Genomic DNA, 25288 nt, shown 5'->3' with positions numbered 1-25288 from the left:
GCTCTGGCAAGAAAACTCAACAAACTTTTCATTGATTCCGATCACGAAATCGAGGCGCGCACCGGCGTCTCGATTCCGTTGATTTTTGAAATTGAAGGCGAAGAGAGCTTCCGTCAGCGCGAGACGGAGGTGATACGTGACCTGAGCGCCCGCAGCGGTATTGTGCTGGCGACCGGCGGCGGCGCCATCATGCGCGCTGAAAATCGCGAATATCTGAAAACCCGCGGCACCGTGATCTACCTGCGTGCCAGCATCCACAACATTCTTCAGCGTACCAGCCGCGACAAGAACCGTCCCTTGTTGCAAACCGCAGATCCGCGCCGGCGGTTGGAGGAACTATCACGGCAACGAGAGCCGTTTTATCGTGAAGTTGCCGACATTGTCATTGATACCGGCCGACCTAACGTACAATTCCTGGTGCATAGTATATTGAGCCAGCTTGATGTATTGCCCGATGAGATCGGGCAGGAGTCGGGGCAAGCCGGCCATGGCAACCCTGGCCGGCATAGCGGCGTATCCCTTCATTCAGCAGATTTTTTTATGAACCAGCAGGTTATCCCTTCGGCCCTCGCGCCAGTCATCACGCTCCAGGTCGAACTGGGCGAGCGTAGCTATCCGATCGAGATCGGCCCCTCCCTGCTGGCTGACCGGGAACGGATCGCCCGTCTGATTACCGGCAAGCAGGTTGTGGTGGTGACCAACACCGTCGTTGCGCCCTTGTATCTGGATCGAGTCAGCCAGACCCTGCGCGATGCCGGTAAAAACGTGCTGGAAATCGTCCTGCCTGACGGCGAGGAAGAAAAACACTGGGGCAGCCTGATGCTGATTTTCGATCGCCTGCTGGCCGAGAAATGCGACCGCAAGACCACCTTGATCGCCTTGGGCGGCGGCGTGATCGGCGACCTGACCGGCTTTGCCGCGTCGGCCTACATGCGCGGCGTGCCCTTCGTACAGATTCCGACCACCTTGCTGGCGCAAGTCGATTCATCGGTAGGCGGCAAAACCGGCATCAACCATCCGCTCGGCAAAAACATGATTGGCGCTTTCTACCAGCCGCAAGCGGTGATCGCCGACACCATGACCTTGCATACCTTGCCTGAGCGCGAGCTGTCCGCCGGCCTGGCGGAAGTGATCAAATACGGCGCAGTGATCGATGCCGAATTCTTCAAATGGATCGAAACCAATATCGATAAGCTGATGGCGCGCGATAATACTGCGTTGGCCTATGCGATTCGCCGCTCTTGCGAACTGAAAGCCGACGTCGTGCGGCAGGATGAGCGTGAAGGCGGTTTGCGCGCGATCCTGAATTTCGGCCATACCTTCGGCCACGCGATCGAGTCCGGTCTTGGTTACGGCAAGTGGCTGCACGGCGAGGCCGTCGGTTGCGGCATGGTAATGGCAGCGGACTTGTCGCATCGGCTCGGCCACATCAGCGCCATCGACAAGGAGCGTGTATGCGCGCTGGTGCGTGCCGCCGGCTTGCCGACCGAGGCGCCCAATCTTGGCGCCCGGCGCTGGCTGGAGCTGATGCAGATCGACAAAAAAAATGAAGACGGGCAAATCAAGTTTATCCTGATGAACCCCCTCGGCGGCCATCTGATCGCCAGTGCGCCGCAAGAAGCGTTGTTGGCGACTCTGCAACAACTAGCCTCCGGAGACCTGCCGCGATGAATCCAGAAATGTCTCTCGCACCTTATGCCGCACATTCTGCGCAATCGCGAGGACGTTTGTTTGAAGAAGATCCGCCTGGCTCGCGTACCGAATTCCAGCGCGATCGCGACCGTATCATCCATTGCACCGCCTTCCGCCGGCTGGAATACAAGACCCAGGTATTCGTCAACCATGAGGGCGATCTGTTCCGCACCCGTTTGACGCACAGCATCGAAGTTGCGCAAATCGCCCGCTCGATCGCACGCAACCTGGACTTGAACGAGGATCTGGTGGAGGCCATCTCGCTGGCTCACGATCTCGGCCACACGCCGTTCGGCCATGCCGGCCAGGATGCTTTGAACGACTGCATGGAGGCGCATGGCGGTTTCGAACATAATTTGCAGAGCTTGCGGGTGGTCGACAAGCTGGAACAGCGCTACGGCGCGTTTGACGGCTTGAATCTGATGTTCGAGACCCGCGAAGGGATCTTGAAACACTGCTCGCTGGCGAACGCCAAGAAACTCGGCGATATCGGCCAGCGTTTCATCCAGCGCAAACAGCCGACGCTGGAGGCGCAAGTCGCCAATCTGGCGGATGAGATCGCCTACAACAATCACGACATCGACGATGGCTTGCGCTCGGGTTTGCTGACCTTGGAGCAGATGAACCAGATCGATTTCTATGCAGAGCACAGCCGCCAGGTCGGCCAGCTGTTCCCGGGTTTGAGCGGACGGCGCGCAATTAATGAAACCATCCGGCGCATGATCAATGCACTGATCACCGACCTGATCCAGACTTCGCAACAGCGCATTCAAGATGCCAGACTGCAAACGGCCGACGATGTGCGCAACGCCCCGCCGCTGATTGCCTTTTCCGACGGCATGGCGCAGCAAGCCGCCTTGCTGAAACGCTTCCTGCGCGAAAACCTGTATCGCCATTACCTGGTCAATCGCATGACCGCCAAGGCGCGCCGTATCGTCGCCGAGCTATATGCGTGCTTTAGCGCCGAACCATCATTGCTGCCGCCCGACTACCAGCTGGCGCAGCGAGCGGTGGAACCCCAGCAGCAGGCGCGCGAGATTGCCGATTACATCGCGGGCATGACTGACCGTTACGCGATAAGAGAACACCGGCGCTTGTTTCTGGTGGACGAAGGGCATCTGTAAGCGTTTTTCGAAGCCAATTTTCATTTCTTGCTCTAGTTGCAATAAGTTGGGTTAGACTTTATCCCTGACCATTTAACTACATTGAGGATCAACTATGCGTCCCGTATACTTAACATATAAAACAGCAGTCACATTGACTCTGGCATTGTCTGCATCTGCCGTGCTTGCCCTTTCCTTGAGCGATATCAGCAATCAGGATGCCAGCAGCGGGCTCAAAGCCGCACTGCAAAAAGGCGCGGACGTCGCCGTCTCAAAACTGGGTGTGGAGAACGGCTTCCTGAACAACGACAAAGTGAAAATCGGCCTGCCGAGCGTGCTCGACAAGGCCATGCCGATCCTGAAAATGACCGGCCAGGGACAGAAACTGGATGACCTGGTGGTATCGATGAACCATGCGGCGGAAGCGGCGGTGCCGATGGCCAAGCCCTTGCTGTTGAATGCGGTCAAATCGATGTCGGTGACCGATGCAAAAAACATCCTGACCGGCGGCGATACCTCGGTGACCGATTTCTTCCGGCAAAAGACCTCGGCCCAGCTGGGCGAGAAGTTCCTGCCGATCGTCAAAGGCGTGACCGACCGCAACGGCCTGTCGGGGCAATATAACGCGATCATGGGGCAGGTCGGCAAGACCGGCATGGTGCCGGCGCAGCAATCGACGGTGGAAGGCTATGTCACGCAACGTGCACTGGACGGCTTGTATACCATCATCGGTGAAGAAGAAAAAGCGATTCGCCAGGATCCGGTCGGCGCCGGCAGCGCGATTATCGGCAAAGTGTTTGGCGCCCTTAAATAAGCGGGCCGCGGCAAACCGTAAAATGATGTAAATGAATTAAATGATCTAATAACAAAGGGCGCATTGACTGCGCCCTTGTTCATTTATTGGCGTGAGCAGTGCAGCTCATGCGCCGGGATTAGCGGCCGGTTCAGGTCGTGGCGGGGAGGTCTTCCGGCAGGTGCTTGATGGCATCGTGCTGGTGATCCTGCATCTTGTCCTTGTACTTGATGACCTGGCGATCGAGCTTGTCGATCAGTGCATCAATGGCGGCATAAAGATCGTGAGCAATACTTTCAGCATGCAAATCTTTTCCTTTAACGCGCAGATTGATTTCCGCTTTTTGGCGCTTTTCTTTTTCAGTGATTTTGTCGACGGTCAGGATCACGCTGATATCGATGACCTGGTCGAAGTGGCGTTTGATACGCTCTAGTTTGCTTTGTACATATTCGCGAATGGCTGGGGTTAACTCGAGGTGATGCCCACTGATGGTGAAGTTCATACAGCGCTCCTATCAAGAATATTGCTGGCGGTTCTGAACAGGCTGCATTGAATCTTTAAGCGAACAATCCGCAAGGGACCGTTCTGGCAAGAGTCGTTAAAAGCGGCAATGTCCGAACATAGCAAGGGTAAGCTTAACAATCAAACCAGAAAAAAAACTACAAGGCCTTGCGCAGATTAACAGACGGAATTTTTAGTGCTTCGCGATATTTTGCGACGGTGCGGCGGGCGACCACCATACCTTGTTCCGCAAGCATGTCGGCAATCTTGCTGTCAGAGAAAGGATTTCTTGAATCTTCCGCTCCTATCAGTTGTTTAATGAGTGCCCTGATTGCTGTTGAGGAAGCCTCTCCACCTGCCTCAGTAGCAACATGGCTGCCGAAGAAATACTTCAGTTCAAACATCCCGTGGGGAGTGAGCATGTATTTCTGAGTGGTTACACGTGAAATAGTACTCTCGTGTAGACCCAGTGTATCAGCTATTTCGCGCAACACAAGCGGCCGCATGGCGACCGCGCCGTGTGAAAAGAAGTTCCGTTGACGCTCCACTATCGCTTGTGCAACGCGCAAGATGGTGTCGAAGCGCTGCCGCATATTCTTGATCAGCCACTTGGCTTCCTGCAGCTGCGAGGTGAGTGCGCCGTCGCCTTTGCTTTGCTTCAAAATGTTGGCATACAGGACATTCACCCGCAACCTTGGCATGACGTCATTGTTGAGCATCACCTGCCAGCCCTGCTTGCTGCGCCTGACGATGACGTCCGGCACCACATAGTCGGAAGTGTTGGAGGCGAACGGTGCGCCAGGATGTGGATTACATTGTTTGATGACGGCTTGCGCTTCGCGCAGATCCTCGTCGTCGCAATCCAGCGCCTTCTTGATTTTGTTGAAATCGCGTTGCGCAAAAAGCATCAGGTGATCTTGCACGATCGCCAATGCCAGGCGGCGCGTGACAAATGGCACTTTGACAAAACGCCTGATCTGCAGGCCCAGGCATTCGGCCGCGTTACGCGCGCCGACCCCGGCCGGATCGAAGCTCTGCACCATTTTCAGCGCCATCGACAGCTCTTCGACGGCGATCTCCAGCTCGTCCGGCAAGCGCTCCAGAATGTCTTCCAGCGACTCTTCCAGATAGCCGTTATCGTCCAGCGCATCTATCGTCAGTTCGACCAGCGCGCGGTCGCGCAGGTCGTGCACCGCTTCACGCATCTGCTGCAGCAAGTGCTCGCGCAGCGTCGATTCATGCGCCTCCAGCTGGGGCCGCGCATCCTCATCGTCCGAGCTCTTCGCGCTACGCGCAACGTCGTCGAAACTCCAGTCGCTGTCGGCGCTTTCCGGAGTGCTTTCGGCCGTTGCCGGCGCATCCGGACTTACTTCGACTTCGGTTGGCGAGCTGCTGACTTCGCTATCGCCGACCGGCGCATCCATGGTGGAAGCGCTGCCGCTGATTGCGCCATCCGCCAGCAGGCGCACCGAGTTGTCGAGCGGATCGTCGACCCGCTCCAGCATCGGATTGTCCGACAGAATTTGCTCCAGTTCCTGGTGCAACTCGAGCGTAGACAGCTGCAACAGCCGGATCGACTGTTGCAGCTGCGGGGTCAGCGCAAGATGTTGAGAGGTGCGAAGCTGGAGTGATTGTTTCATGGATTCCGTGCTGACAATTCACTGTTAACTAAATGCGAGACAAGCTTGAATTCCGCTGCCGTGCAGCGGCCTGCTTTATCTCCGGCTACTTCATTCCGAACCCCGTGAACTTACATGCGGAAATGCTCGCCCAGATACACCCGCCGCACAGACTCGTCGGCGATGATGTCGTCCGGACTGCCGCTGGCCAGCACACTGCCCTGGTTGATGATGTAGGCGCGGTCGCAGATGCCCAGCGTTTCGCGCACGTTATGATCGGTGATCAGCACGCCGATGCCGCGTTCCTTGAGGAAGCGGACGATGCGCTGAATCTCGATCACCGCAATCGGGTCGATCCCGGCAAACGGTTCATCCAGCAGCACGAAGCGCGGATTGGTGGCGAGCGCGCGGGCGATTTCGACTCGCCGGCGTTCGCCGCCCGAGAGTGATAAAGCCTGGTTCTCACGCAGCTTTTCGATTTGCAATTCATGCAGCAGCTTATACAGCTGCTCGTCGATTGCGGCCTTGCTGAGCGCTTTGCCGTTGGGGCGCTGCAGCTCCAGCACGGCGCGGATATTGTCTTCCACCGTCAGCTTGCGGAATACCGATGCTTCCTGCGGCAGATACGACAAGCCCAGCACCGCGCGCCGATGGATCGGCAAGCGCGAAATGTCGACGCCGTCCAGGTCGATCTCGCCGCCGTCGGAAGGCACCAGGCCGACGATCATGTAGAACGAGGTAGTCTTGCCGGCGCCGTTCGGCCCCAGCAGACCAACCACTTCGCCGCACCGGACTTCGAGCGAAACGTCATGGACCACCTGGCGCGCGCCGTAGCTTTTTTGCAGGCCTTTGACAATCAGGGTGCTAGGAGCGGTCATGGCGTTGGCACCTTCGGCCGTGGTTGAATGACGGCGCGAATCCGTCCTTTACCAGCTTCGCTGACACCGTTGACGGTGTTGTTGACGGAATAAAATTCAGTACGGCTATCGTAGGAAATGAACTCGCCGTTGACTTCATCGGTCGGCTTGTCGCCTTGCAGGCGGCGCATCTGCGCCTTCGAAAACAGTTTGGTGACTTCGGTCTTGCCATCGTATTCGATGCGTTCGGCGTGACCGTCAATCCAGAGGTCGGGACCGCCGTCGCGCTTCTGACGGAAAGTCGCCAGCTTGCCCGGATCCGCATACAAGGTGGCGAACTGATAGCCGGAAGGATCAGTGGTCACCACCACCCGGTCGGCATGCATCAGCAGCGTGCCGCGGGTCAGGACCACGTTGCCGGTGGCGACGTTGACCTGCTTGACGTCGTCATAGGTCAGCGTGTCGGAGTCGATCAGGGTCGGCTTCTCCGAGTCGGCTTTTTCTGCGCGTGCGACGCCTATGGCGCCAAGCAACAGCAGAGAGACAAAAAATAGTCGTTTCATGAAAAATCCTGGGTAATGAATAGGGGCCTGCATATAAATTGCGTTGTCGATCCGCTTATTTTTCAGTTCATTTGGTGGCAACCCGCGGTGCACTGCGCAAGACGCCATGCACCTTGCTGAACAGCTTCAGCTCACGCGTGGAATTATTGAAATGCATGCCGGTGCCGTTCAAGGTTGAAAGGCCCAATGTAATTTCCACCGGCTTGTCGGTTTCCATGGTGTCGTCGTCGGGTAACAACAGCAGATATTCGGATTTCAGGTGAAAGTTGTCGGCCATCGGCGTTTTCGGCCGGTCCGCATTGACATTGTCATACAGATGCACCTTGCTGTTGTTATCCTCGATCATGGCGCGCTCGGCGACCAGATTCATCGGCGGCTTTTCCTTGTCCAGACTGTGGATGATCGGCTTCTGCACGTCGAAGGAATCGTTGACCGGGTTATGCGTCAAACGGTCGCCGGCGATGTTGTAGCGCGGCAGTCCGGTAGGCGACATTTGCACGTAGTTGAAATGCTCGACGTAATAATCGGGGTCGGTGCGGACCGGTTTCGGCAACGCGTCCTCGGTATTCTTGTGCATGACTTGCAGCAACCAGAAGCTGCCCAGCGCCAGCACAATGAAGAGCACCAGCAGCAGCATGAAGCGAAAGCGGTAAGTGGAGCGGAGATTTTTCATGCCGGAGTCGCGCCTGGCTGGTTGCTGCGCAAATAGGTCGCCAGCGTGGCGTCGTAGGTATTCTGCACCTGCATGATGAGGTCGCAGATTTCGCGCGCGGCGCCATGGCCGCCGCTGGCTTGCGTAACGTAGTGGACGCGGCTGCGGACATCGCGGTGACCGTTCGGTACGCTGACCGCAAAACCGGCTTGCGACAGGATCGGCAGGTCGATCACGTCGTCGCCGATGAAGCCGCAGTCATCCGCTGTCAGCTGCAGTTGCTCCAGCAGTTTGACAAATGCCGCGTACTTGTCATGCACGCCTTGCTGCACATGGGCGATGCCCAGATCGCCGGCGCGGCGGCTGACGATGGCAGACTGGCGGGCGCTGATGATTGCGGTGGCCACACCGCTTTGCTGCAGCTGTTTGATGCCGTGGCCATCGAGTGCGTTGAAGCGCTTGAGCTGTTCGCCGTCGGCGCCATATAGCAGTCCGCCGTCGGTCAGGATGCCGTCGACATCGAAAATCATCAAGCGCACCCGCGCTGCGCGGGCTTGCGCATCTGCACTCAGCAAGGACACAGTGGCAGCCGTCATCAGATTACCTTGGCGCGGGTCAGGTCATGAATATGCAATGCGCCGACCAGCTTGCCGCCGGCGTCTGTCACCAACAACTGGTTAATGCGGAATTCTTCCATCATCTGTACTGCATCGACCGCCAGCTGGTCCGGGCCTACGGTGCGCGGAGGGGCATGCATCACGTCGGCGATTTTCAGTTTTGTGAAATCCTGCACCTGCTCGATCAGGCGACGCAGGTCGCCGTCGGTAAACACGCCGACCGCATGGAAATTCTCGTCGACCACCGCCGTCATGGCGATGCCCTTGCGGGTGATTTCAAACAGCGCCACCGACAACGAGACATCTGCAGTCACCGCCGGAATCGCTTCGCCGCTGCGCATGACATCGCGCACGTGGGTCAGCAAGCGGCGACCAAGCGCACCGCCCGGATGCGAACGGGCAAAATCCTCTTCGCGGAAACCGCGCGCATCCAGCAGCGCGACTGCCAGGGCGTCGCCCATCGCCAGGGTGGCGGTGGTGCTGGCGGTTGGCGCCAGGTTCAAGGGACAGGCTTCCTGCTCGACGCCGACATCCAGGTGCACATTGGCGAGTTGCGCCAGCGCCGAGTCCGGCTTGCCGGTCATGGCGATCAGGGTGGCGCCCATGCGTTTGATGATCGGCACGATCGCCATCAGCTCGGCGGTTTCGCCGGAATTGGAAATGGCGATGAAGGCATCATGTTCGGTCACCATGCCAAGGTCGCCATGGGCCGCTTCGGCCGGATGGATGAACAGGGCAGGCGTGCCGGTCGAGGACAGCGTAGCAGCGATCTTGCGCGCGATATGGCCGGATTTGCCGATGCCCGACACGACCACACGGCCGCTGCAACCCAGCAGCAAGCGGATCGCTTGGGCGAAAGGATCGTTGGCGTTGTCGGAAATCCGGTTTTTCAGTGCGATGATGGCATCGGCTTCGATTTGCAGGGTGCTGCGAGCGAGCTCCAGCGCACGTCCGGCATCGAATGTCGCGGACAAGGTTTTAGGCAAAATAGGGGCTTCGGGTAGAGTCATCCCGAAAGTATAAACGAATTCCCAAAGCAAAAAACTTGCCAGTGTCGTTCCGCTTCAATTAATCTGTGTTCAGTCCATCCGCATTTGGCGTTGCTGCAACATAATGTTGATATTAGATTAATTTACATTTTAGGCGATGATGCTTTCAGGACTAGAACTGACAATTTTGCTGCTCGGCTCGGCGGTACTGGGCGTGGTGGCTTTCCGCAGTTTCCATTTGCCGCCGATGCTGGGCTATCTGGTGGTGGGGATCCTGATCGGGCCGCACGCCCTTGGTTTTGCCGAAGACAACGCCACCACCCACGCGCTGGCCGAATTCGGCGTGGTGTTCCTGATGTTTTCGATCGGCCTCGAGTTTTCCTTGCCGAAGCTGACTGCCATGCGGCATATCGTGTTCGGCCTCGGCATGGCGCAGGTGCTGCTGACCATCGGCGCCACCATGCTGTTCAGCTGGGCGATGGCGATCATCCTGCCGCAGTTCACCAATATCAGCTGGCAGGCGGCATTCGCCCTGGGCGGCGCGCTGACCATGTCGTCTACCGCCATCGTCTCCAAATTGCTGACGGAACGCATGGAGCTGGAGAGCGAGCACGGGCGCCGCATCATCGGTATCCTGCTATTCCAGGATCTGGCCCTGGTGCCGCTGCTGATCGTGGTGCCGGCGTTGGCGGAGCATAACGGCAACTTGCTGGCGACGCTGGCCTGGGCCAGCGGCAAAGCGGTGCTGGTGCTGGCCTTGCTGCTGTTTTTCGGCCAGAAACTGATGCGCCGCTGGTTCCAGATCGTGGTGCGGCGCCGTTCGCAAGAGTTGTTCATGCTGAACCTGCTGTTGATCACCCTGGCAGCGGCATGGATTACCGAGCGCGCGGGCTTGTCGCTGGCGCTGGGCGCCTTCATCGCCGGCATGCTGATCTCGGAAACCGAATACAAGCACCAGGTGGAAGAAGACATCAAGTCGTTCCGCGACGTGCTGCTGGGTTTGTTTTTCATCACCGTCGGCATGTTGCTCAACCTGCGCCTGGTGTTTGAGCATTGGTGGCTGGTGATGCTGCTGCTGATCGGCCCGGTGTTCCTCAAGTTTGCACTGATCGCCGGCTTGGCCAAGATCTTCCGCTCGTCCACCGGCGTCGCCCTGCGCACCGGCTTGGCGCTGGCGCAGGCCGGCGAATTCGGTTTCGTGTTGCTCAACCAGGCCGGCGGCCTGCAACTGGTCGATCCCTTGCTGGTGCAACTGATCCTGGCGTCGATGGTGCTGTCGATGCTGGCCGCGCCTTTCATCCTGGCTAAATCCGACGCCATCGTGATGAAGCTGTCGGCCAACGAGTGGATGATGCAATCGCTGGCGCTGACGCAGATCGCCACCCGCACCATGTCGACCAAGAAACACGTGATCATTGCGGGCTTCGGCCGTAGCGGCCAAAGCCTGGCCAAGCTGCTGGAAGAAGAGGGTATCGGCTATCACGCGCTTGATCTCGACCCCGACCGGGTGCGCGATGCGCGCGCCGCCGGCGCGCATGTCTCGTATGGCGACGCCTCGCGCCGCGAAAGCCTGGTGGCGGCCGGGGTGCACCGTGCCGCCGCACTGGTCATCACCTACGCCAGCACGCCGTCAGCCTTGAAAGTCTTGCATCATGTGAGCGAACTGGCGCCGGCTTTGCCCGTGATTGTGCGCAGCTACGACGATACCGATCTTGACAAGCTGCGCGCCGCCGGCGCAACCGAAGTGGTGCCGGAAGCCTTGGAAGGCAGTCTGATGCTGGCCTCGCATGCGCTGGTCATGCTGGGCGTGCCTTTGCGCCGTGTGGTGCACCGGGTGCAGGCTTCGCGCGATGAGCGCTACGCTTCCTTGCGCGGTTTTTTCCATGGCGTCGACGATGCGCCGGACGCAGCCGACCACCTGCAGGTACGGCTGCATTCGGTGGCCCTGCCGGACGGCGCCAGATCTATCGGCCGCACCTTGGCCTGGCTCGGGCTGGTGGAAATGGGGGCTGAGATCACCGCCTTGCGGCGTGGCCGCAGCGGGATCGCCATCACGCCGGAGGCGGTGTTGCAGGCGGGAGACATTGTCGTCCTGCGCGGCGCAGCCGACGCTATCTCTCGTGCAGAGGGGCGTTTGCTGCAAGCGTGGGCCAGCACCAGCCAGCATAGTGATGAAGATTTTTGAAATAATACCCATTCTCATTCAATCGGCATTTACAATACACATCTTTTAAGGGCAGGTGTGGGATTGTGAAAAAAGAATTGCGTCATTGGTTGGTCAAATTGCACCGTTACAGCGGTTTGCTGCTGTCTTTGTTTATTGTCATGGCGGGCCTGACCGGCAGCGCGCTGGCGTTCAATGACGAAATCGACGCCTGGCTCAATCCGCAGTTTTATCACATCTCGTCCAGCGGCCCGCATCAGCCTTTCGAGGTGCTGGCGGCCAAGGTCGAGCACGATTATCCCCATGCACGCTTGGCGTTCTTCTCGATGGAGCCGGACGGCAACGTGCCCTTGCAAGCCAGGCTGCGCACGCGCCATGCGGACGGTGTGCTGCCGATAGATACCGTATTCATCGATCCGGTCACCGCTGCCGTGCTCGGCGAGCGCAACACCAAGGCCGCCAGCCTGGCGCCGCAAAACCTGATGCCCTTCCTGTTCCGCTTGCATCGCTACCTGTTGCTGGACAAGACCGGCGCCATCATTTCCGGCAGCCTCGGCTTGTTGTGGCTGGCGACCTTGCTGATCGGCTTTGCGCTGGCCTGGCCCAAACACCGCAGTGGCTGGCGCAAGGCGCTCTCGATCAAGCGTGGCGCCGGCGGTTTCCGCCTGATGTACGACCTGCACCGCTCGGTCGGTCTGGTTGCTGGCGTCTTGCTGGTGATGACGGCCTTTACCGGGGCCGTGATGAATCTGCCCGATGTCGCACGACCGATGGTTTCCAGCTTGTCGCCGCTGACCAAGCCGCCCAAGTCTTCCCCTCATGAAGGCAAGCCGCAAATCGACTGGCAGCAAGCGCTGGCGGCGGCCCAGGCCAGCGAGCCGCTATCGGCCCCGGTACGGATTGCGCGCGACGACAAGCAACGCTTGTATCAGGTGCGCCTGCGCAAGCAAAATGACATCCAGGATAGCGGCAGCGTGCGAGTCGTAGTCGATGCCGTGGACGGTAAGGTGCTAAGCGTGCTTGATCCCTTGAAAGGGTCGGCCGGCGATACCTTTATCGGCGTCCAGTACGGTTTGCACACCGGCCAGTTGCTGGGTTTGGCGGGCAAGATCCTGGTTGCTTTCATGGGGTTGCTGCCGCTGTTGTTCACGATTACCGGGATTGCCATCTGGCTAAAGAAACGCAAATCGGAAACAATCGTGCGCGCCCGGCATCTACACCAAGCCGGGACTATTTAGGTAGTTGCAACTTGCCAAACAGCCAGCCGGCTTTAGCGCCACTGAGCGTCATCGCCATTTGCTGGCGCGCCACCGGCATGCGGCAAATCGGACCAAGCGCGATGTCGCGCAAGGTGCTGGCGATACGTGAATCGGATTGAAAAAAAGGCGTCAGCAACTTGCTGGCGCCCTGGTAGTAGCCCAGGTGGGCGCGCCGCCGTTGCGAATACAGCGCCAACGCGGGCTCCACCGTCGGGCTCTCGGCAAAACACTGGGCCAGCGTCATCGCATCGACCAGCGCCAGGTTGGCGCCTTGTCCCAGTTGCGGACTGGTGGCGTGGGCGCAATCGCCGATGCACACCACGCGGGCGTCATGCCAGTGGCGCATTTGCACGTCGGCATAGCGGGCAAAGGTCAGTTGATCCGGGCTTTGTATGTGTTCCAGGATCGGCGCTATCGGCGCCAGCTCCAGTACGGTTTTCTTCCACGCCGCCAGGCCCTGCTCCTGCCAATGCTGCAGGCGATCCACGCGCAGGCTCCAGAACAGGCTCAGGATAGGCTGCTCCATCTGCTGATAGGCAAAACCGGTCGGCATCAATCCCAACATTTGCTGCGCGTGTCGGAACCACTGACGCAAACTGCCCGGGGTCAGACCTTCGTCCGGCACCAGCGTCCACAATGCACCCCACGGGTAAGGCGTCACCTTCTGTGGAATCGCCAGCGCCGCCCGCAATTCCGAGCGGGTGCCGTCGGCGATGATGGCGCAGTCGAATTCCCCGGCAACGGCTTCGGCGCTACCGGGTGCCGGATCACGAGAAAACAGCAAGGCCTGGCCACCACGTTGCTCAATCCGCGCAATATTGATCCCGCTGCAGACATGTACTCCTGCCGCTTGCAAGGCTTGCCAGAGCACCGAAAACAAGGCGCCGCGATGCAGGCCGAGGCCGAACGACTGTTGGTCATGAAGGCGATAATGTACATCCAGCACCGTGCGGCCGCCGGCGGTGGTGCCGAACAGACGGTCATTGCGGGCCCCGTGTGCGAGGATCTGGTCCAGTAATCCGAGTGCGGCCAGCACATGCATCCCGGTAGGCTGCAGCAAGATGCCGGCGCCTACCGCGCTCGGTTGCGCCACGCGTTCAAACAGCGTGACGTGATGGCCGGCGCGCGCCAGGAACAGCGCGCTGGCGGCGCCCGCGGTGCCGCCGCCAATAATGGCTATACGCTGCATGGTGGAGAGATCCCGAGGTGTGATTAGAGGGACAGCAGAATGTCTTCCGAGGCGGCAGAGCGGCTGCCTGGCAAGGGCTGATTACTTTGCCCGTGATAGGCAAATACCACCGATTCCTTGACCACTTCTGTGTTGTTCCTGCCGGCGGCATGGAACAATCCGCTGTGAAAAAATACGACGTCGCCTTGTTGCAGTTCGATCGATTTTCCTTGTGCAAACAGAGCTTGGTTTTCCGCCATTTCAGGGCGCAGGAAATCCAGTTCATCCATCTGCTCAGGCTTGATGTCAAAGCGGTGCGAGCCGGGAATGAAGCGCAGGCCACCGTTATTCGCATTTTCATTGTCTAGCGCCAACCACACCGAAATCAGCTCATTGTGCGGAAACGACCAGTAACGGATATCACGATGCCAGCCGGTCGCAGTGCCGAAATGCGGATGCTTGGTCATCACGCAATTGTGGTGCGACAAAGTCAGGCACACAGCCTCGCCCAGCAGCAGTTCCAGCATTGTCACCAGTTGCGGATTAGCGGCCCAGGTGCGATAGTAAACATGGCGTTGATAGGCATTGCGTAAACGTCGCGCAGTACGGCCGCCAACGCTTTCCAGCGATTCCGGCGCGCCGGCATAGCCGACCTCGGATTCATATTCCAGCGGCGCTACCGCCTGCGCCAGATGGGTATTGGTAGTGGCCGCCATCAATGCGCAATCCACAGCGGATACCATGCGCGGCAAGATCAAATAACCGTCTTTTTCAAAGGCCTTAATCTGGGTTGCAGATAGCGCCGGAGTAGTGTTGGTAGACATCGTCATCTCGTTATCGCCTGGTCCCGGCCATAATTGACATTATGGCCGGGACGTGCGGGTTTATTTTTTCTTTGTTTTTTGCAGCAACGGCAACAGGTATTTGCCGGTGACGCTGGCCGGGTTTGCCGCCACTTGTTCCGGTGTACCGGTGGCGATGATGCGGCCGCCGCCGGCACCGCCTTCAGGACCCAGGTCGATCAGCCAGTCAGCCGTCTTGATCACATCCAGGTTGTGCTCGATGATCACCATGGTGTTGCCTTGGTCGCGCAGGCGATGGATCACTTTCAGCAGCAAGTCGATATCATGGAAGTGCAGGCCGGTGGTCGGCTCGTCCAGGATGTACAGCGTGCGGCCGGTATCGCGCTTGGATAGTTCCAGCGACAGTTTTACCCGCTGTGCTTCGCCGCCAGACAGTGTGGTAGCACTTTGGCCGAGGCGGATATAACCCAGGCCGACATCCAGCAAGGTATGCAATTTACGCGCAATGATCGGCACCGGCTTGAAGAATTCATAAGCCTCTTCGACCGTCATGGCAAGCACTTCGGTGATGCTCTTGCCCTTGTAATGTACTTCCAGCGTTTCGCGGTTGTAGCGCTTGCCGTGGCAGACGTCGCAAGGCACGTAGACGTCCGGCAGGAAGTGCATTTCGACCTTGATCACGCCGTCGCCCTGGCAGGCTTCGCAGCGGCCGCCCTTGACGTTGAACGAGAAACGGCCGGCGTTATAGCCGCGTTCCTTGGCCATCGGCACGGTCGAGAACAGATCGCGGATCGGTGTAAACAAACCGGTGTAGGTGGCAGGATTAGAGCGCGGCGTGCGACCGATAGGGGCCTGGTCGACGGAAATGACCTTGTCGAAATGTTCCAGCCCGCCGATCGATTCGTGCGCCGCCGGTTCGGCCTGCGAACCATACAAATGGCGCGAAGCGGCGTGATACAGCGTGTCGTTGACCAGTGTCGACTTGCCCGAGCCGGAAACCCCGGTGACGCAGGTCAGCAAGCCGACCGGCAGATTCATCGTAACATTTTTCAGGTTGTTGCCGGTGGCGCCGGTGATGATGAACTGGCGGTCCGGATCGGCCGGCGTGCGCTTTTCCGGCACCGCGATTTTCAAGCTGCCGTTGAGATACTTGGCCGTCAGCGATTTCTTGCTCTTGAGGATTTGATCGAGTGTGCCTTCAGCGATAACTTCACCGCCATGCACGCCGGCGCCTAGGCCCATGTCGACGATATAGTCGGCGGTGCGGATCGCATCTTCATCGTGCTCCACCACCAGCACGCTATTGCCGATGTCGCGCAGATGGCGCAAGGTTTCGATCAGGCGATCGTTGTCGCGCTGATGCAAGCCGATCGACGGTTCATCCAGCACGTACATGACGCCGGTCAGGCCGGAGCCGATTTGCGACGCCAGGCGGATCCGCTGCGCTTCGCCGCCGGACAAGGTGTCGGCGCTGCGTTCCAGCGACAGATAATCGAGGCCGACGTTATTGAGGAAGGTCAGGCGCGAAACGATTTCCTTGATGATGCGGTCGGCGATTTCTTTCTTGGCGCCGGTCAGCTTCAGCTTTTCGAAGAACGACAAGGTCTCGCGCAACGGTGTCGCCGCGACTTCATAGATGGCGCGTTCCTGCTTGCCGTTGCCGACCTTGACGAAGCGGGCTTCGATGCGCAGCCGCGCGCCGTGGCAGGAAGGGCATTCCTTTTCATTGATGAACTTGGCCAGTTCTTCCTTGACCGCCATCGAATCGGTTTCGCGATAACGTCGCTGCAGATTGTTGACCACGCCTTCAAAGGTGTGTTCCTTGATCACGGTGCGGCCACGTTCGTTGACATAGCTGAACGGAATGGTTTCCTTGCCGGAGCCGTACAGTACTGCCTGCTGGGCTTTTTCCGGCAGCTTTTCAAACGGCATGTCGATGTCGAAATCGTAGTGCGCTGCGATGCTGGTCAGCATCTGGAAGTAAAACTGATTGCGACGGTCCCAACCCTTGACCGCACCACTGGCCAGCGACAGGTTAGGGAAGGCGACGATCCGCTTCGGATCGAAAAATTCGATATGGCCGAGACCATCGCATTCGGGGCAGGCACCCATCGGATTGTTGAACGAGAACAGGCGCGGCTCCAGCTCTTGCAGCGAATAGCCACAGATCGGGCAAGCGAACTTGTTGGAGTACATATGTTCGGCGCCGCTGTCCATCTCCAGCGCAATCGCACGGCCTTCGGCCAGCCGCAGCGCGGTTTCAAAACTTTCCGCAAGGCGCTGCTTGACGTCCGCTTTTACCTTGAGGCGGTCGATCACCACGTCAATCGTATGCTTCTCGGTCTTCTTCAGCTTCGGCAGATCGTCGACTTCATAAATCTTTGCCGTGCCGGTGCCGCTCTGTATGCGGAAGCGCACAAAGCCTTGCGCCTGCATCTGTTCAAACAGATCGACGTGCTCGCCCTTGCGATTGGCCACCACCGGCGCCAGGATCATCAGCTTGGTATCGTCCGGCATCGCCAGGACCGCGTCCACCATCTGCGACACGGATTGCGCCGCCAGCGGCTTTTCCGGATGGTCCGGGCAATACGGCGTGCCGACGCGGGCATACAGCAAGCGCAGGTAATCGTGAATCTCGGTCACGGTGCCGACGGTGGAGCGCGGATTATGCGAAGTGGCCTTCTGCTCGATGGAAATCGCCGGCGACAAGCCCTCGATCAAATCGACATCCGGTTTCTCCATCAACTGCAAGAACTGGCGCGCATAGGAAGACAGCGATTCGACATAGCGCCGCTGGCCTTCCGCATACAAAGTGTCGAACGCCAGCGACGACTTGCCGGAGCCGGACAGGCCGGTGATCACGATCAGTTTGTTGCGTGGTAAATCCAGATTGATATTCTTGAGGTTATGCGTGCGCGCACCCCGGATGCGGATCTCTTCCATTTACAGCTTTCAGCGTAAGTTTAAGGCCGTGTTGGCTTGTTGGAAATGCAATTTTCACGCCTGAAAGGCCAGACCATGCCGCTGGCGGGGCGGTTAGCCCGGCGCCAGCCTGACGCGGCGATGCCATATCAAACGGATCAACCTGACACTATATCAGGGTAGCCGTTTTAGGGTTTGCCCTGACTGCCTTGCCGTCAGGGTATGTGCGGAACGGGAGATTGGTTTTGTGTGGAAAGCGTAGTAAGGCGCTGTCGCCGCCACGGTTCAGGTGAAGCCGTGGCGGCGATGTAAAACAGGAAAATTAAAACGACGGACGATTAGCGATTAACGCGCAAAATCCGACGTGTTGGCGATGAAGGTGTTCAGCTTGCTGATGTTCAGGCTGCCGAAACCGGTAACCGCATCCCAGCCTTTGCCGGCTTTATAGCCGTAGGTACTGTTGTAGCCATTGGTGCCGGAAGTCACGTCATGCAGCAGCGATGCGTTGGCTGATTGAGAGAAGTATTTGTAGAAGCTGGCGGCAGGGAAACCCAGGCCGTTGCTGTTGGCCGATTGCAGGCGGGCCCAGACGCCGGTGAAAATCGGCGCCGCAAGGCTGGTGCCGCCGACCGTGTTCAGGTTGCCGTTCTGGTCGGTGGTGCTGCCGTTGATGACCAGGTTGGCGCCGCTGGCGCTGGCGGCGTCGAACGCGATGTCCGGCAAGCCGCGGGTGGTGGCGCCCGAAGCCGTTACGCCGGATTGATAGCTCGGCGCTGCTTCGAATTTGCTATAGCCGCCGCCGGTTGCCCAGACGCGTTTGGTATTGTCAACGTCGCCGGCAGCGTCGTACTGGCCAATCGCGCGCAGGCCTTCGTTCCACACCGTTTCGCTGCCGTATGCGCCTGACGCAGTGTATAGGGTAGTGCCGCCGACCGCGACCACATACGGCGACGCAGCGGGTTCGCTGACGTCATAGGTCGATTTGTTTTTCGGCACGCCGGGCGAACCGGAAATCGAACTGGTCTGGCAATTGTAGGCGCCGGCATCGCCGGTCGAGACCGAGAAAGTCTGGCCTTGCGCAACCGCCTGCTTGAACACATTGTCGTCGGCGGCCTGGGTGCCGTCGCTATTGGTGTCCGATTCGCAGCCGCCCAGCGAGACGTTGATGACCTTTGCTTGATTGTCGGAGACGGCCTGGTTATAGGATGCGGTGATGCTGCTGAACTGCATGTCCGGCGATGCGTAGAAGATGATCTGCTGCACGGCGCCGCCGCTGGCGCCGGTGATGGTCTGGCTATCCAGGTTCCATTCCACCAGGCCGGAGGTGTCGCTGTAGTCGCTGCCGCTTGTGCCGGTTTGTACCACGCTGGTATTGACGGTGCCAAAATTATTGCTGTCGGTGAAGGTGTTCAGATCTGAAATCGTTTGCGTCAGATCGCCTTCCGAGATAATGCCGACGGTGGTGTTGGAGGCGGTTGGCGTGGTGCCGGCGTTGTAGATGCCTGGGAACTCCGCAGGGCTATGCGACGTGGCGATCGGCGTCGCGTTGCTGCGCGACTTGGCGAACAGCGATGCATTGGCTTGCGCCGCCGGCAGCCTGACATGGTTGGTATGGGCCAATGCAACGTTTTGCAAGCCGAGCACCGAGCCGACGATGTGGCCCAATGCTGCCGGCACTTGTGCGGCGTCGGTATTGGCAAACACCTTGCGGCCATCTTGTTCGAAACGCTTCAACCCGGTATGGAAACCGGCTTGCACGGTAGCGGCGGTACCATCGGCAGTTACCAGCTGACGATTCGGCGCCACCTTGATGTTGACGAAACCAGCCTTGCGCAAATGCGCAACCACGGTCGCCACATCTTTTTCTGCAGGCGCATATTCTGCATTGAATTGTGCCGGCGTCAGGAATTTGTTGTGGACGGCGCTGCCAGGCGTACGCAGCTCTTGCAGGAATTTATCCAGCTTGGCTTCATTGCGCAGGTTCAGGCTCAGTGTGACGTGGACCGGTTCGCCTTGCGCCATTTGCACAGCAGTTTCCGCCGATGTTTGCACGCTGGCGTCGACTGCTGCGCTTTTTTGTTTCGCTTGCACTTGCGGCAGGAAGGCTTTGGTCTTGGTGGCGACCCAGGTATCGGTGGTGGCCGCATGCACGGACAAGGATGCAAGCGCCAGGGACAGCGCCAAAGACAAGACCGAAGCCCGGGGAACCGCAAAACTGCCTGCTGCTGTTTTTGCTGATGTTTCCGATTTCATTTGTTTATTCCTCTTGATTGGAACAGATAAAGGACGCCGCGGCCCGCATGGCTGGTAGCAATGCAAGGTTGTCTTGGCGCTGAATTCTGCATCACGAACCGTGATGCAGCGATTAACGGAGATCAGTCCGCTAATAGGGAGGCGGCAGCGCTGTCAACGCTGCCTGTGCTGGAAAGTGGGTGGGGCGGTGCTGCGGCGAACCTGTAGCGAGGACAGGAACACGGGGATGCGCTTAGTCAAAGTCATGTAATTCCCTCTTAAGGATTAACAACACCGTCGCGGACTTTTTGTGGAGTCTTACTGGTATGCCAATCGAGATTTAAAAAAGGGTCATGCTTTGGGGAAATATTTGAACAGAGTTGTCTATTAATTGTAAGCAATTGTTAACGCGGCATTTTGGACCTGGAGCTTAACGTCTTTTTCTACGCCGCCGTCCATGATGAACCGGCAAGATCTCCCGGAAAATCAGCCATTCCAGATCCGTAGCGAGGCGGGTTTGGCCGTACCTGTATCTGCCCGGCCGCTTATGGGCATACCATTCCCTGCTACTATATTGGGTTTAGATCTCGCTCCAGGCTGAGTCCCGACGCCGCCCTCTTGTCATGCTCACTATGAATAATTCCTCATCCCCTCCAGATAACGAGGACAGCAGCGGCATGAGCCGCGCCGAAGTCAAGGCGAGCGCTTCGCTGGCCTCGATATTTGCACTACGCATGCTCGGCCTGTTCCTGATCTTGCCGGTCTTCTCGGTGCACGCTAAAACCTTGCCGGGCGGTGATAGCGCCACCCTGGTCGGCCTGGCGATGGGGATCTACGGCCTGGCGCAATCGTTCGGGCAAATCCCGTTCGGCGTCGCCTCCGATAAATATGGCCGCAAGAAGATCATCGTCATCGGCTTGATCCTGTTCGCGCTGGGATCCTTCATCGCCGCCGGCGCAGGGAATATCTATTGGGTCATCATCGGCCGCGCGATCCAGGGCGCCGGGGCGATCTCGGCCGCGGTCACCGCCTTTATCGCCGACTCCACCCGGGAAGAGCACCGCACCAAGGCCATGGCCCTGGTCGGCGGTTCGATCGGCCTGACTTTTGCCTTGTCGCTGATCATTTCGCCGCTGCTGTACGAGTGGGTCGGCATGGGCGGCATTTTTGCCATGACCGGGATACTGTCGCTGGCGGCCATCGGCGTGGTGGTCTGGCTGGTGCCGAGCGTACCGCTGGTCAAGGCCAGGCGCGTGGCATGGTCGCAAATCTTGCGCAACGGCGAACTGATGCGCCTCAACTATGGCGTGTTCGCGCTGCACATGACGCAAATGGCGATGTTTGTGGTGATGCCGGCGGCGCTGGTCAAATATGCAGAGTTGCCGGTCGCCTCGCACTGGAAAATCTATCTGCCGGTAGTACTGGCGTCGTTCGTGCTGATGCTGCCGCCGGTTTTTGCCGGCGAAAAGCAGGGCAAGATGAAACAGGTGATGGTGGCTGCCGTCGCACTGTTGTTTATCGTGCAATTAGGATTGTTGCTGACATTCTCAATGGAAACTATTCGCTGGCAGTGGCTGGTGGTGCTGTTGCTGGGTTTTTTCATTGCCTTCAACGTGCTGGAGGCCAGCCAGCCGTCGCTGGTGTCGCGCATAGCGCCGCCAGCCGCCAAGGGCGCCGCGCTGGGCGTGTACAACACCATGCAAGCGCTGGGCCTGTTCTGCGGCGGCGCCTTAGGCGGATTGCTTAAACAGCATGCCGGAGCACCCTCGGTTTTCATTTTAGGGTCTGTAGCGACCCTGTGCTGGCTTATAATCGCATCCAGCATGAAAAATTTGCCACGCCGTAGCAAGGCGGCCGCCACGGCGGCGGCATAAATTCAAGGCATTTGTTTAAAGCAAAATTCAACGCATTTATCAAGATATTCGTAATCAGGAGAGAAACATGGCATCGGTCAATAAAGTCATCATCGTCGGCAATCTCGGCCGCGACCCGGAAACACGCTACATGCCAAACGGTGAAGCAGTCACCAACATTGCCGTTGCCACGACGGAAAGCTGGAAAGACAAGAACAGCGGCGAGAAAAAAGAATTAACCGAATGGCACCGCATCACGTTCTACCGCAAGCTGGCGGAGATCGCCGGCCAATACCTGAAAAAAGGTTCGCAAATTTACATCGAAGGCCGTCTGCAGACCCGCAAATGGCAAGACAAGGACGGCGCCGAGCGCTACACCACTGAAATCATCGCCGACACCATGCAAATGCTCGGCAGCCGTCAAGGCCAGGGCGGTAGCGCACCGATGGATGACGGCGGCGGCTACAACAGCGCGCCACCGGCACGTCAAAACAGCGGCGGCGGCGCGCCAGCGGCGGCGACTTCCCGTCCTGCTCCTGCATCGCGTCCGGCGCCGAATTTCTCGGATATGGATGACGATATTCCGTTCTAAATGACATAAAAGTTATTTTGTAAAGTTAAAATTGATGATTCTTCCTGTAATGCATTGATTTTAAAGAAGAAAGAAGTAAATGAAAACCTTCAATCCCTGTAAAGGAATTGGAGGTTTTTTTTCGTCTAGTTGAATTGTTGCGTTAAAAGTTCATATAAAAGAAATTTTGTTAAGTCGGAAGTCCATGTAAATCTAGCGTTGCACGCTTCCCGAGGATGGCGTCAGCCGATCAGCCACCGTCCGTCGAAACAGCAATTGGCCCCTCCAACGCGAACAGTCCCGATCTATCCGCCTTTCCTGAGAGATCGAACGCCGATAAGAGTTGGCTAATGTGTTGCGTCTGTCACAAGTCGGAACATTGCCGTGAAATCTGCATGAGGTCACCGGCAATCTCTAGGTGGTAGCAATGCAAATATTATTGCTCTACGGGAACGCCGTTTAGGGGCTGGATTTCCCGATTCCCATATGCCGGAGCTGGCAGCTTGCGCAAGAGACGGAAGCGGTTAAGCCCCAGGTTGACTTTGGTGACCCGGCGGTTGGGTAGTGACGCGAGATACCGGGATACCACTTCGACGGCATCCATGGGGTTTCCATCGCTGTCTAGCAGCACTTCCACATCCCGCACCCGCAAGCGATTAATTTGCTGGGGATCTTCTTTGTAGTAATAGCCTGCGACGGAGTATCGCTTGGTTTCATCCATGGGTGCACCGTCCACTCGGAAATTGGATGCGTAGTTCAGTCGCCCACCATAAGGATCGAAGTCCAGGGTAACGCCGGACAGCCCCGCAACCCAGCCACCGGTCCACCCCATAGAGACATCCGTGCTCAGGCATGCATACGCCGAGTCGTCCACCAACCGATGGATCTGATGACCGGTGATAGTGCCCTTGGCGATGAGTGGGCCGATGGGAATGAAGTGGTAAATGTCTTCAGTCTTGATGGGACCTGCCGCGACATGGGTTCCGTAACGAAAACCCCGTATCACACCGACCTCTGTCTTGGCGACTGACCGGAACGCATCCGTAAGGAAGTCATGCGAGGCCCCCTCTATGACCGCTGGCATCGTTTCGTCGGAGAAGTTAGAGCGGTACAACGGCACGTCTGTGTATCCAACGATGGTGTCGATGGGCTGCATGAGGCGAGTGCCATTGAAAGGATTGATCCATCGACCAGGTACGAATTCTGGACCAGCAACAAACGGCGCACGAACCTTTCTCACCAGTGCGTCAATCTCCGGATCTGGCCGGATATCCATGGTGACACGGTGCTGCTGGAAGCTAACGAGGGAGACGCGTCCATTGCGCTTCCTGAGGGTCATTTCGTTGAGGATTTGCCCATCCTGGCCTTCGTCGACGACCCAGGCGCCGGTGCGCGAGTGGATAGCCCGAGGCGTGGTTTCGTGCATGTCCGACGACAGGATAGCGTCCACTCCGGGATACCGGTTCGACAGGTCAATGTTGGCAGCCAAGCCGAGTTCGGAGATCACGACAATCACATCGACCTGCTTGATATCGCGCAGAACGTGAATGAATTCGGGAAACTCAGCTTCGCCTTCGGTTAGCTTGAATCCGCTTGTGATCTCCGTCTTCACGGCCTGGGGGCCGCGGCTGGCGGTGTATCCTATGAACCCTACCTTCAGTCCATTAATCTCCTTGATCCAGTAAGGAGGCAACACACGTTCCCCGGTCCTGTTGGCGTAGGGCGAGCCGTCGTAATAGAGGTTCGCGGCAATTGCATTCCCATGGAAGCGGGCAGCTTTGCCGGCGAACTGCTGCAGGAACACTTCTGTGCCGTAAAGGTAGTCCCAATTGCCTGGGTTGTCCACGTCGATGCCAAACCGGTTCAGGACTGTGATGATCGCCTCACCCTGAGTGAATAACGCCTCGGCCGAACCTTGAACAGTGTCGCCGCTGTTGACGGTGATGGTGGTGCCAGAGTGTCTGCGCCGGATGTTCTGCACGAGGGTGTACATCCTAGCCAGACCGCCGAGCGCTTCGCCCTTGGCGTCGGATCGCACGTTCGGATGTTCGACAAGATGGCCGTGTATGTCGCCCATGTGGATGAGCGTGACTTCGCCGTTGGCGATTGCAGGATAGGCCTTTGTCGCGAGAGCGGTGTAAAGCAAGAGCGCTACGACGATGAACCGTCTGGCGCATAGGCAAGACATCATTGAAACTCCTCGGTGGTTGTTTGAACGCGGCCAGTCGTTATGGGCGGAAGTAGATCCACCCCTGTTTTTGCCGCCTCACTATCTCTGCGACCCCGGACGGAACAGTGGTGATGCCGGGCAGTAGATCGTCTTCGGTCATCTTGAATTTGTTCATGGAGTTCTGGCAAGCGACAAGCTTGACGCCATGCTGTAAGGCCTCCTTGAGTAGGGGGGCCTTCTGGCTCATCGGGCCGAGTAGGGTAATCGCTGCGCTGACGTGGACGATCTCGATGTTGGTACAAGCGGTACCTAGCTCCGATTGCAGGTTCTGCGCGTTGCCCAGCGCCAGCTCGACCTTTTCCTTGTCGCTCACACTAATCACGATGTTGTAGTGCTCTGCGCACGCACTCGCAGGTGACGCAATAGCCGCAGGCTCGGTGATCGATGATGCTGAGAGGGCGGGGGAAGCATGAAAACTCAATGCTAGAAGTGAGCAGAAAAGAAAATTTTTCATCGTGTTCAGTAAGTAAGTGAGTAAGTGAGTAAGTGGAAAGGTTAGAACAGGATTACCGGCGACCAAGCGGTTTGCGGCGATTTGTTCATAGGGAACCAAGCACATGACCGTTCACGAGACGGCCATACATCGAATCGTCCGAGGGTGTAAATAATTTTGTGTAAACGGTCATTTGGCAGGACACTGCCGCCATCAAGGAGAAACAATGACCGTCGCAACGCGTAACAAACGGGCCAAGCCCGATCC

General features: G+C 58.1%; 20 protein-coding genes. 7 read left to right on the top strand and 13 right to left on the bottom strand.

From position 1 onward, the window contains the following. From aroB to ABI171_RS23430, 3 genes are all read left to right on the top strand, one after another. A partial coding sequence (gene aroB, locus ABI171_RS23440) for a 3-dehydroquinate synthase (RefSeq protein WP_348094958.1) occupies positions 1-1671 on the top strand: 1671 nt, incomplete at its 5' end. After that, the gene (locus ABI171_RS23435; RefSeq protein ID WP_348094957.1) at positions 1668-2816 is read left to right on the top strand and encodes a deoxyguanosinetriphosphate triphosphohydrolase; all 1149 of its coding nucleotides are present in this window, start codon (positions 1668-1670) and stop codon (positions 2814-2816) included. The genes aroB and ABI171_RS23435, both read left to right, overlap by 4 nt. 94 nt (positions 2817-2910) lie before the next feature. After that, the gene (locus ABI171_RS23430; RefSeq protein WP_348094956.1) at positions 2911-3609 is read left to right on the top strand and encodes a DUF4197 domain-containing protein; all 699 of its coding nucleotides are present in this window, start codon (positions 2911-2913) and stop codon (positions 3607-3609) included. A 130-nt stretch (positions 3610-3739) separates the two neighbouring features. Here the strand turns inward: ABI171_RS23430 and raiA are convergent, their stop codons facing one another. The 7 genes from raiA to ABI171_RS23395 form a co-directional block, all read right to left on the bottom strand. Beyond that, the gene (gene raiA / locus ABI171_RS23425; RefSeq protein ID WP_038484761.1) at positions 3740-4090 is read right to left on the bottom strand and encodes a ribosome-associated translation inhibitor RaiA; all 351 of its coding nucleotides are present in this window, start codon (positions 4088-4090) and stop codon (positions 3740-3742) included. 157 nt (positions 4091-4247) lie between these two features. Then, positions 4248-5729: an RNA polymerase factor sigma-54 gene (locus ABI171_RS23420; protein ID WP_348094955.1), complete on the bottom strand. Its 1482-nt coding sequence runs from the start codon at positions 5727-5729 to the stop codon at positions 4248-4250. A gap of 110 nt (positions 5730-5839) precedes the next feature. Continuing rightward, complete coding sequence (gene lptB / locus ABI171_RS23415) at positions 5840-6586, bottom strand: LPS export ABC transporter ATP-binding protein (RefSeq protein ID WP_348094954.1); 747 nt, start codon at positions 6584-6586, stop codon at positions 5840-5842. After that, positions 6583-7128: a lipopolysaccharide transport periplasmic protein LptA gene (lptA, locus tag ABI171_RS23410; RefSeq protein WP_348094953.1), complete on the bottom strand. Its 546-nt coding sequence runs from the start codon at positions 7126-7128 to the stop codon at positions 6583-6585. Before lptA ends, lptB begins: the two co-directional genes overlap by 4 nt. A gap of 67 nt (positions 7129-7195) precedes the next feature. Beyond that, on the bottom strand, positions 7196-7801 hold the full coding sequence (lptC, locus tag ABI171_RS23405) for an LPS export ABC transporter periplasmic protein LptC (RefSeq protein WP_348094952.1): 606 nt from the start codon (positions 7799-7801) through the stop codon (positions 7196-7198). Continuing rightward, positions 7798-8376, bottom strand: a complete 579-nt coding sequence (locus ABI171_RS23400) for an HAD family hydrolase (RefSeq protein ID WP_348094951.1) — start codon at positions 8374-8376, stop codon at positions 7798-7800. Before ABI171_RS23400 ends, lptC begins: the two co-directional genes overlap by 4 nt. Further along, positions 8376-9407, bottom strand: a complete 1032-nt coding sequence (locus ABI171_RS23395; RefSeq protein WP_348094950.1) for a KpsF/GutQ family sugar-phosphate isomerase — start codon at positions 9405-9407, stop codon at positions 8376-8378. The genes ABI171_RS23400 and ABI171_RS23395 overlap by 1 nt, the downstream gene beginning before the upstream one ends. Before the next feature lie 139 nt (positions 9408-9546). On the opposite strand from ABI171_RS23395, the gene ABI171_RS23390 reads away from it, so the two are divergent. Next, positions 9547-11571 carry a cation:proton antiporter gene (locus tag ABI171_RS23390; protein WP_348094949.1) on the top strand — a complete coding sequence of 675 codons (2025 nt, stop codon included), beginning with the start codon at positions 9547-9549 and terminating at the stop codon, positions 11569-11571. 65 nt (positions 11572-11636) lie between these two features. Next, on the top strand, positions 11637-12788 hold the full coding sequence (locus ABI171_RS23385; RefSeq protein ID WP_348094948.1) for a PepSY-associated TM helix domain-containing protein: 1152 nt from the start codon (positions 11637-11639) through the stop codon (positions 12786-12788). Here ABI171_RS23385 and ABI171_RS23380 read toward each other — a convergent pair. From ABI171_RS23380 to ABI171_RS23365, 4 genes are all read right to left on the bottom strand, one after another. Continuing rightward, positions 12781-13998: an NAD(P)/FAD-dependent oxidoreductase gene (locus tag ABI171_RS23380; protein ID WP_348094947.1), complete on the bottom strand. Its 1218-nt coding sequence runs from the start codon at positions 13996-13998 to the stop codon at positions 12781-12783. The two genes, ABI171_RS23385 and ABI171_RS23380, sit on opposite strands and share 8 nt — an antisense overlap. Positions 13999-14021: 23 nt before the next feature. After that, the gene (locus tag ABI171_RS23375) at positions 14022-14801 is read right to left on the bottom strand and encodes a phytanoyl-CoA dioxygenase family protein (protein WP_348094946.1); all 780 of its coding nucleotides are present in this window, start codon (positions 14799-14801) and stop codon (positions 14022-14024) included. A 60-nt stretch (positions 14802-14861) separates the two neighbouring features. Next, positions 14862-17723: an excinuclease ABC subunit UvrA gene (gene uvrA / locus ABI171_RS23370; protein WP_348094945.1), complete on the bottom strand. Its 2862-nt coding sequence runs from the start codon at positions 17721-17723 to the stop codon at positions 14862-14864. 324 nt (positions 17724-18047) lie between these two features. Then, on the bottom strand, positions 18048-19955 hold the full coding sequence (locus tag ABI171_RS23365) for a S53 family peptidase (RefSeq protein ID WP_348094944.1): 1908 nt from the start codon (positions 19953-19955) through the stop codon (positions 18048-18050). 656 nt (positions 19956-20611) lie between these two features. Here ABI171_RS23365 and ABI171_RS23360 point away from each other — a divergent pair. Both ABI171_RS23360 and ssb read left to right on the top strand, forming a co-directional pair. Continuing rightward, positions 20612-21808 carry an MFS transporter gene (locus tag ABI171_RS23360; protein WP_348094943.1) on the top strand — a complete coding sequence of 399 codons (1197 nt, stop codon included), beginning with the start codon at positions 20612-20614 and terminating at the stop codon, positions 21806-21808. A 67-nt stretch (positions 21809-21875) separates the two neighbouring features. Continuing rightward, entirely contained in the window at positions 21876-22379 is a 504-nt protein-coding gene (gene ssb / locus ABI171_RS23355; protein WP_348094942.1) for a single-stranded DNA-binding protein, read from the top strand. Between the two features lie 415 nt (positions 22380-22794). On the opposite strand, the gene ABI171_RS23350 is transcribed toward ssb, so the two are convergent. Next, positions 22795-24549, bottom strand: a complete 1755-nt coding sequence (locus ABI171_RS23350) for a 5'-nucleotidase C-terminal domain-containing protein (protein ID WP_348094941.1) — start codon at positions 24547-24549, stop codon at positions 22795-22797. A 37-nt stretch (positions 24550-24586) separates the two neighbouring features. Further along, complete coding sequence (locus ABI171_RS23345) at positions 24587-25042, bottom strand: DsrE family protein (protein ID WP_348094940.1); 456 nt, start codon at positions 25040-25042, stop codon at positions 24587-24589. Between the last annotated feature and the right edge of the window lie 246 nt (positions 25043-25288).

This window comes from Collimonas sp. (assembly GCF_039923675.1).
In the GTDB taxonomy this organism is placed as follows: Bacteria; Pseudomonadota; Gammaproteobacteria; order Burkholderiales; family Burkholderiaceae_D; genus Collimonas.
The sequence above is the reverse complement of the archived record's forward strand: the minus strand, read 5'-3'. Positions and strand labels throughout refer to the sequence as shown.

Excerpts from the sequence above, each read along its gene's own strand:
- ABI171_RS23435 (WP_348094957.1), top strand. The coding sequence starts at position 1,668 with ATGAATCCAGAAATGTCTCTCGCACCTTATGCCGCACATTCTGCGCAA.
- ABI171_RS23430 (WP_348094956.1), top strand. The coding sequence starts at position 2,911 with ATGCGTCCCGTATACTTAACATATAAAACAGCAGTCACATTGACTCTG.
- raiA (WP_038484761.1), bottom strand. The coding sequence starts at position 4,090 with ATGAACTTCACCATCAGTGGGCATCACCTCGAGTTAACCCCAGCCATT.
- ABI171_RS23420 (WP_348094955.1), bottom strand. The coding sequence starts at position 5,729 with ATGAAACAATCACTCCAGCTTCGCACCTCTCAACATCTTGCGCTGACC.
- lptB (WP_348094954.1), bottom strand. The coding sequence starts at position 6,586 with ATGACCGCTCCTAGCACCCTGATTGTCAAAGGCCTGCAAAAAAGCTAC.
- lptA (WP_348094953.1), bottom strand. The coding sequence starts at position 7,128 with ATGAAACGACTATTTTTTGTCTCTCTGCTGTTGCTTGGCGCCATAGGC.
- lptC (WP_348094952.1), bottom strand. The coding sequence starts at position 7,801 with ATGAAAAATCTCCGCTCCACTTACCGCTTTCGCTTCATGCTGCTGCTG.
- ABI171_RS23400 (WP_348094951.1), bottom strand. The coding sequence starts at position 8,376 with ATGACGGCTGCCACTGTGTCCTTGCTGAGTGCAGATGCGCAAGCCCGC.
- ABI171_RS23395 (WP_348094950.1), bottom strand. The coding sequence starts at position 9,407 with ATGACTCTACCCGAAGCCCCTATTTTGCCTAAAACCTTGTCCGCGACA.
- ABI171_RS23390 (WP_348094949.1), top strand. The coding sequence starts at position 9,547 with ATGCTTTCAGGACTAGAACTGACAATTTTGCTGCTCGGCTCGGCGGTA.
- ABI171_RS23380 (WP_348094947.1), bottom strand. The coding sequence starts at position 13,998 with ATGCAGCGTATAGCCATTATTGGCGGCGGCACCGCGGGCGCCGCCAGC.
- ABI171_RS23375 (WP_348094946.1), bottom strand. The coding sequence starts at position 14,801 with ATGTCTACCAACACTACTCCGGCGCTATCTGCAACCCAGATTAAGGCC.
- uvrA (WP_348094945.1), bottom strand. The coding sequence starts at position 17,723 with ATGGAAGAGATCCGCATCCGGGGTGCGCGCACGCATAACCTCAAGAAT.
- ABI171_RS23365 (WP_348094944.1), bottom strand. The coding sequence starts at position 19,955 with ATGAAATCGGAAACATCAGCAAAAACAGCAGCAGGCAGTTTTGCGGTT.
- ABI171_RS23360 (WP_348094943.1), top strand. The coding sequence starts at position 20,612 with ATGAGCCGCGCCGAAGTCAAGGCGAGCGCTTCGCTGGCCTCGATATTT.
- ssb (WP_348094942.1), top strand. The coding sequence starts at position 21,876 with ATGGCATCGGTCAATAAAGTCATCATCGTCGGCAATCTCGGCCGCGAC.
- ABI171_RS23350 (WP_348094941.1), bottom strand. The coding sequence starts at position 24,549 with ATGATGTCTTGCCTATGCGCCAGACGGTTCATCGTCGTAGCGCTCTTG.
- ABI171_RS23345 (WP_348094940.1), bottom strand. The coding sequence starts at position 25,042 with ATGAAAAATTTTCTTTTCTGCTCACTTCTAGCATTGAGTTTTCATGCT.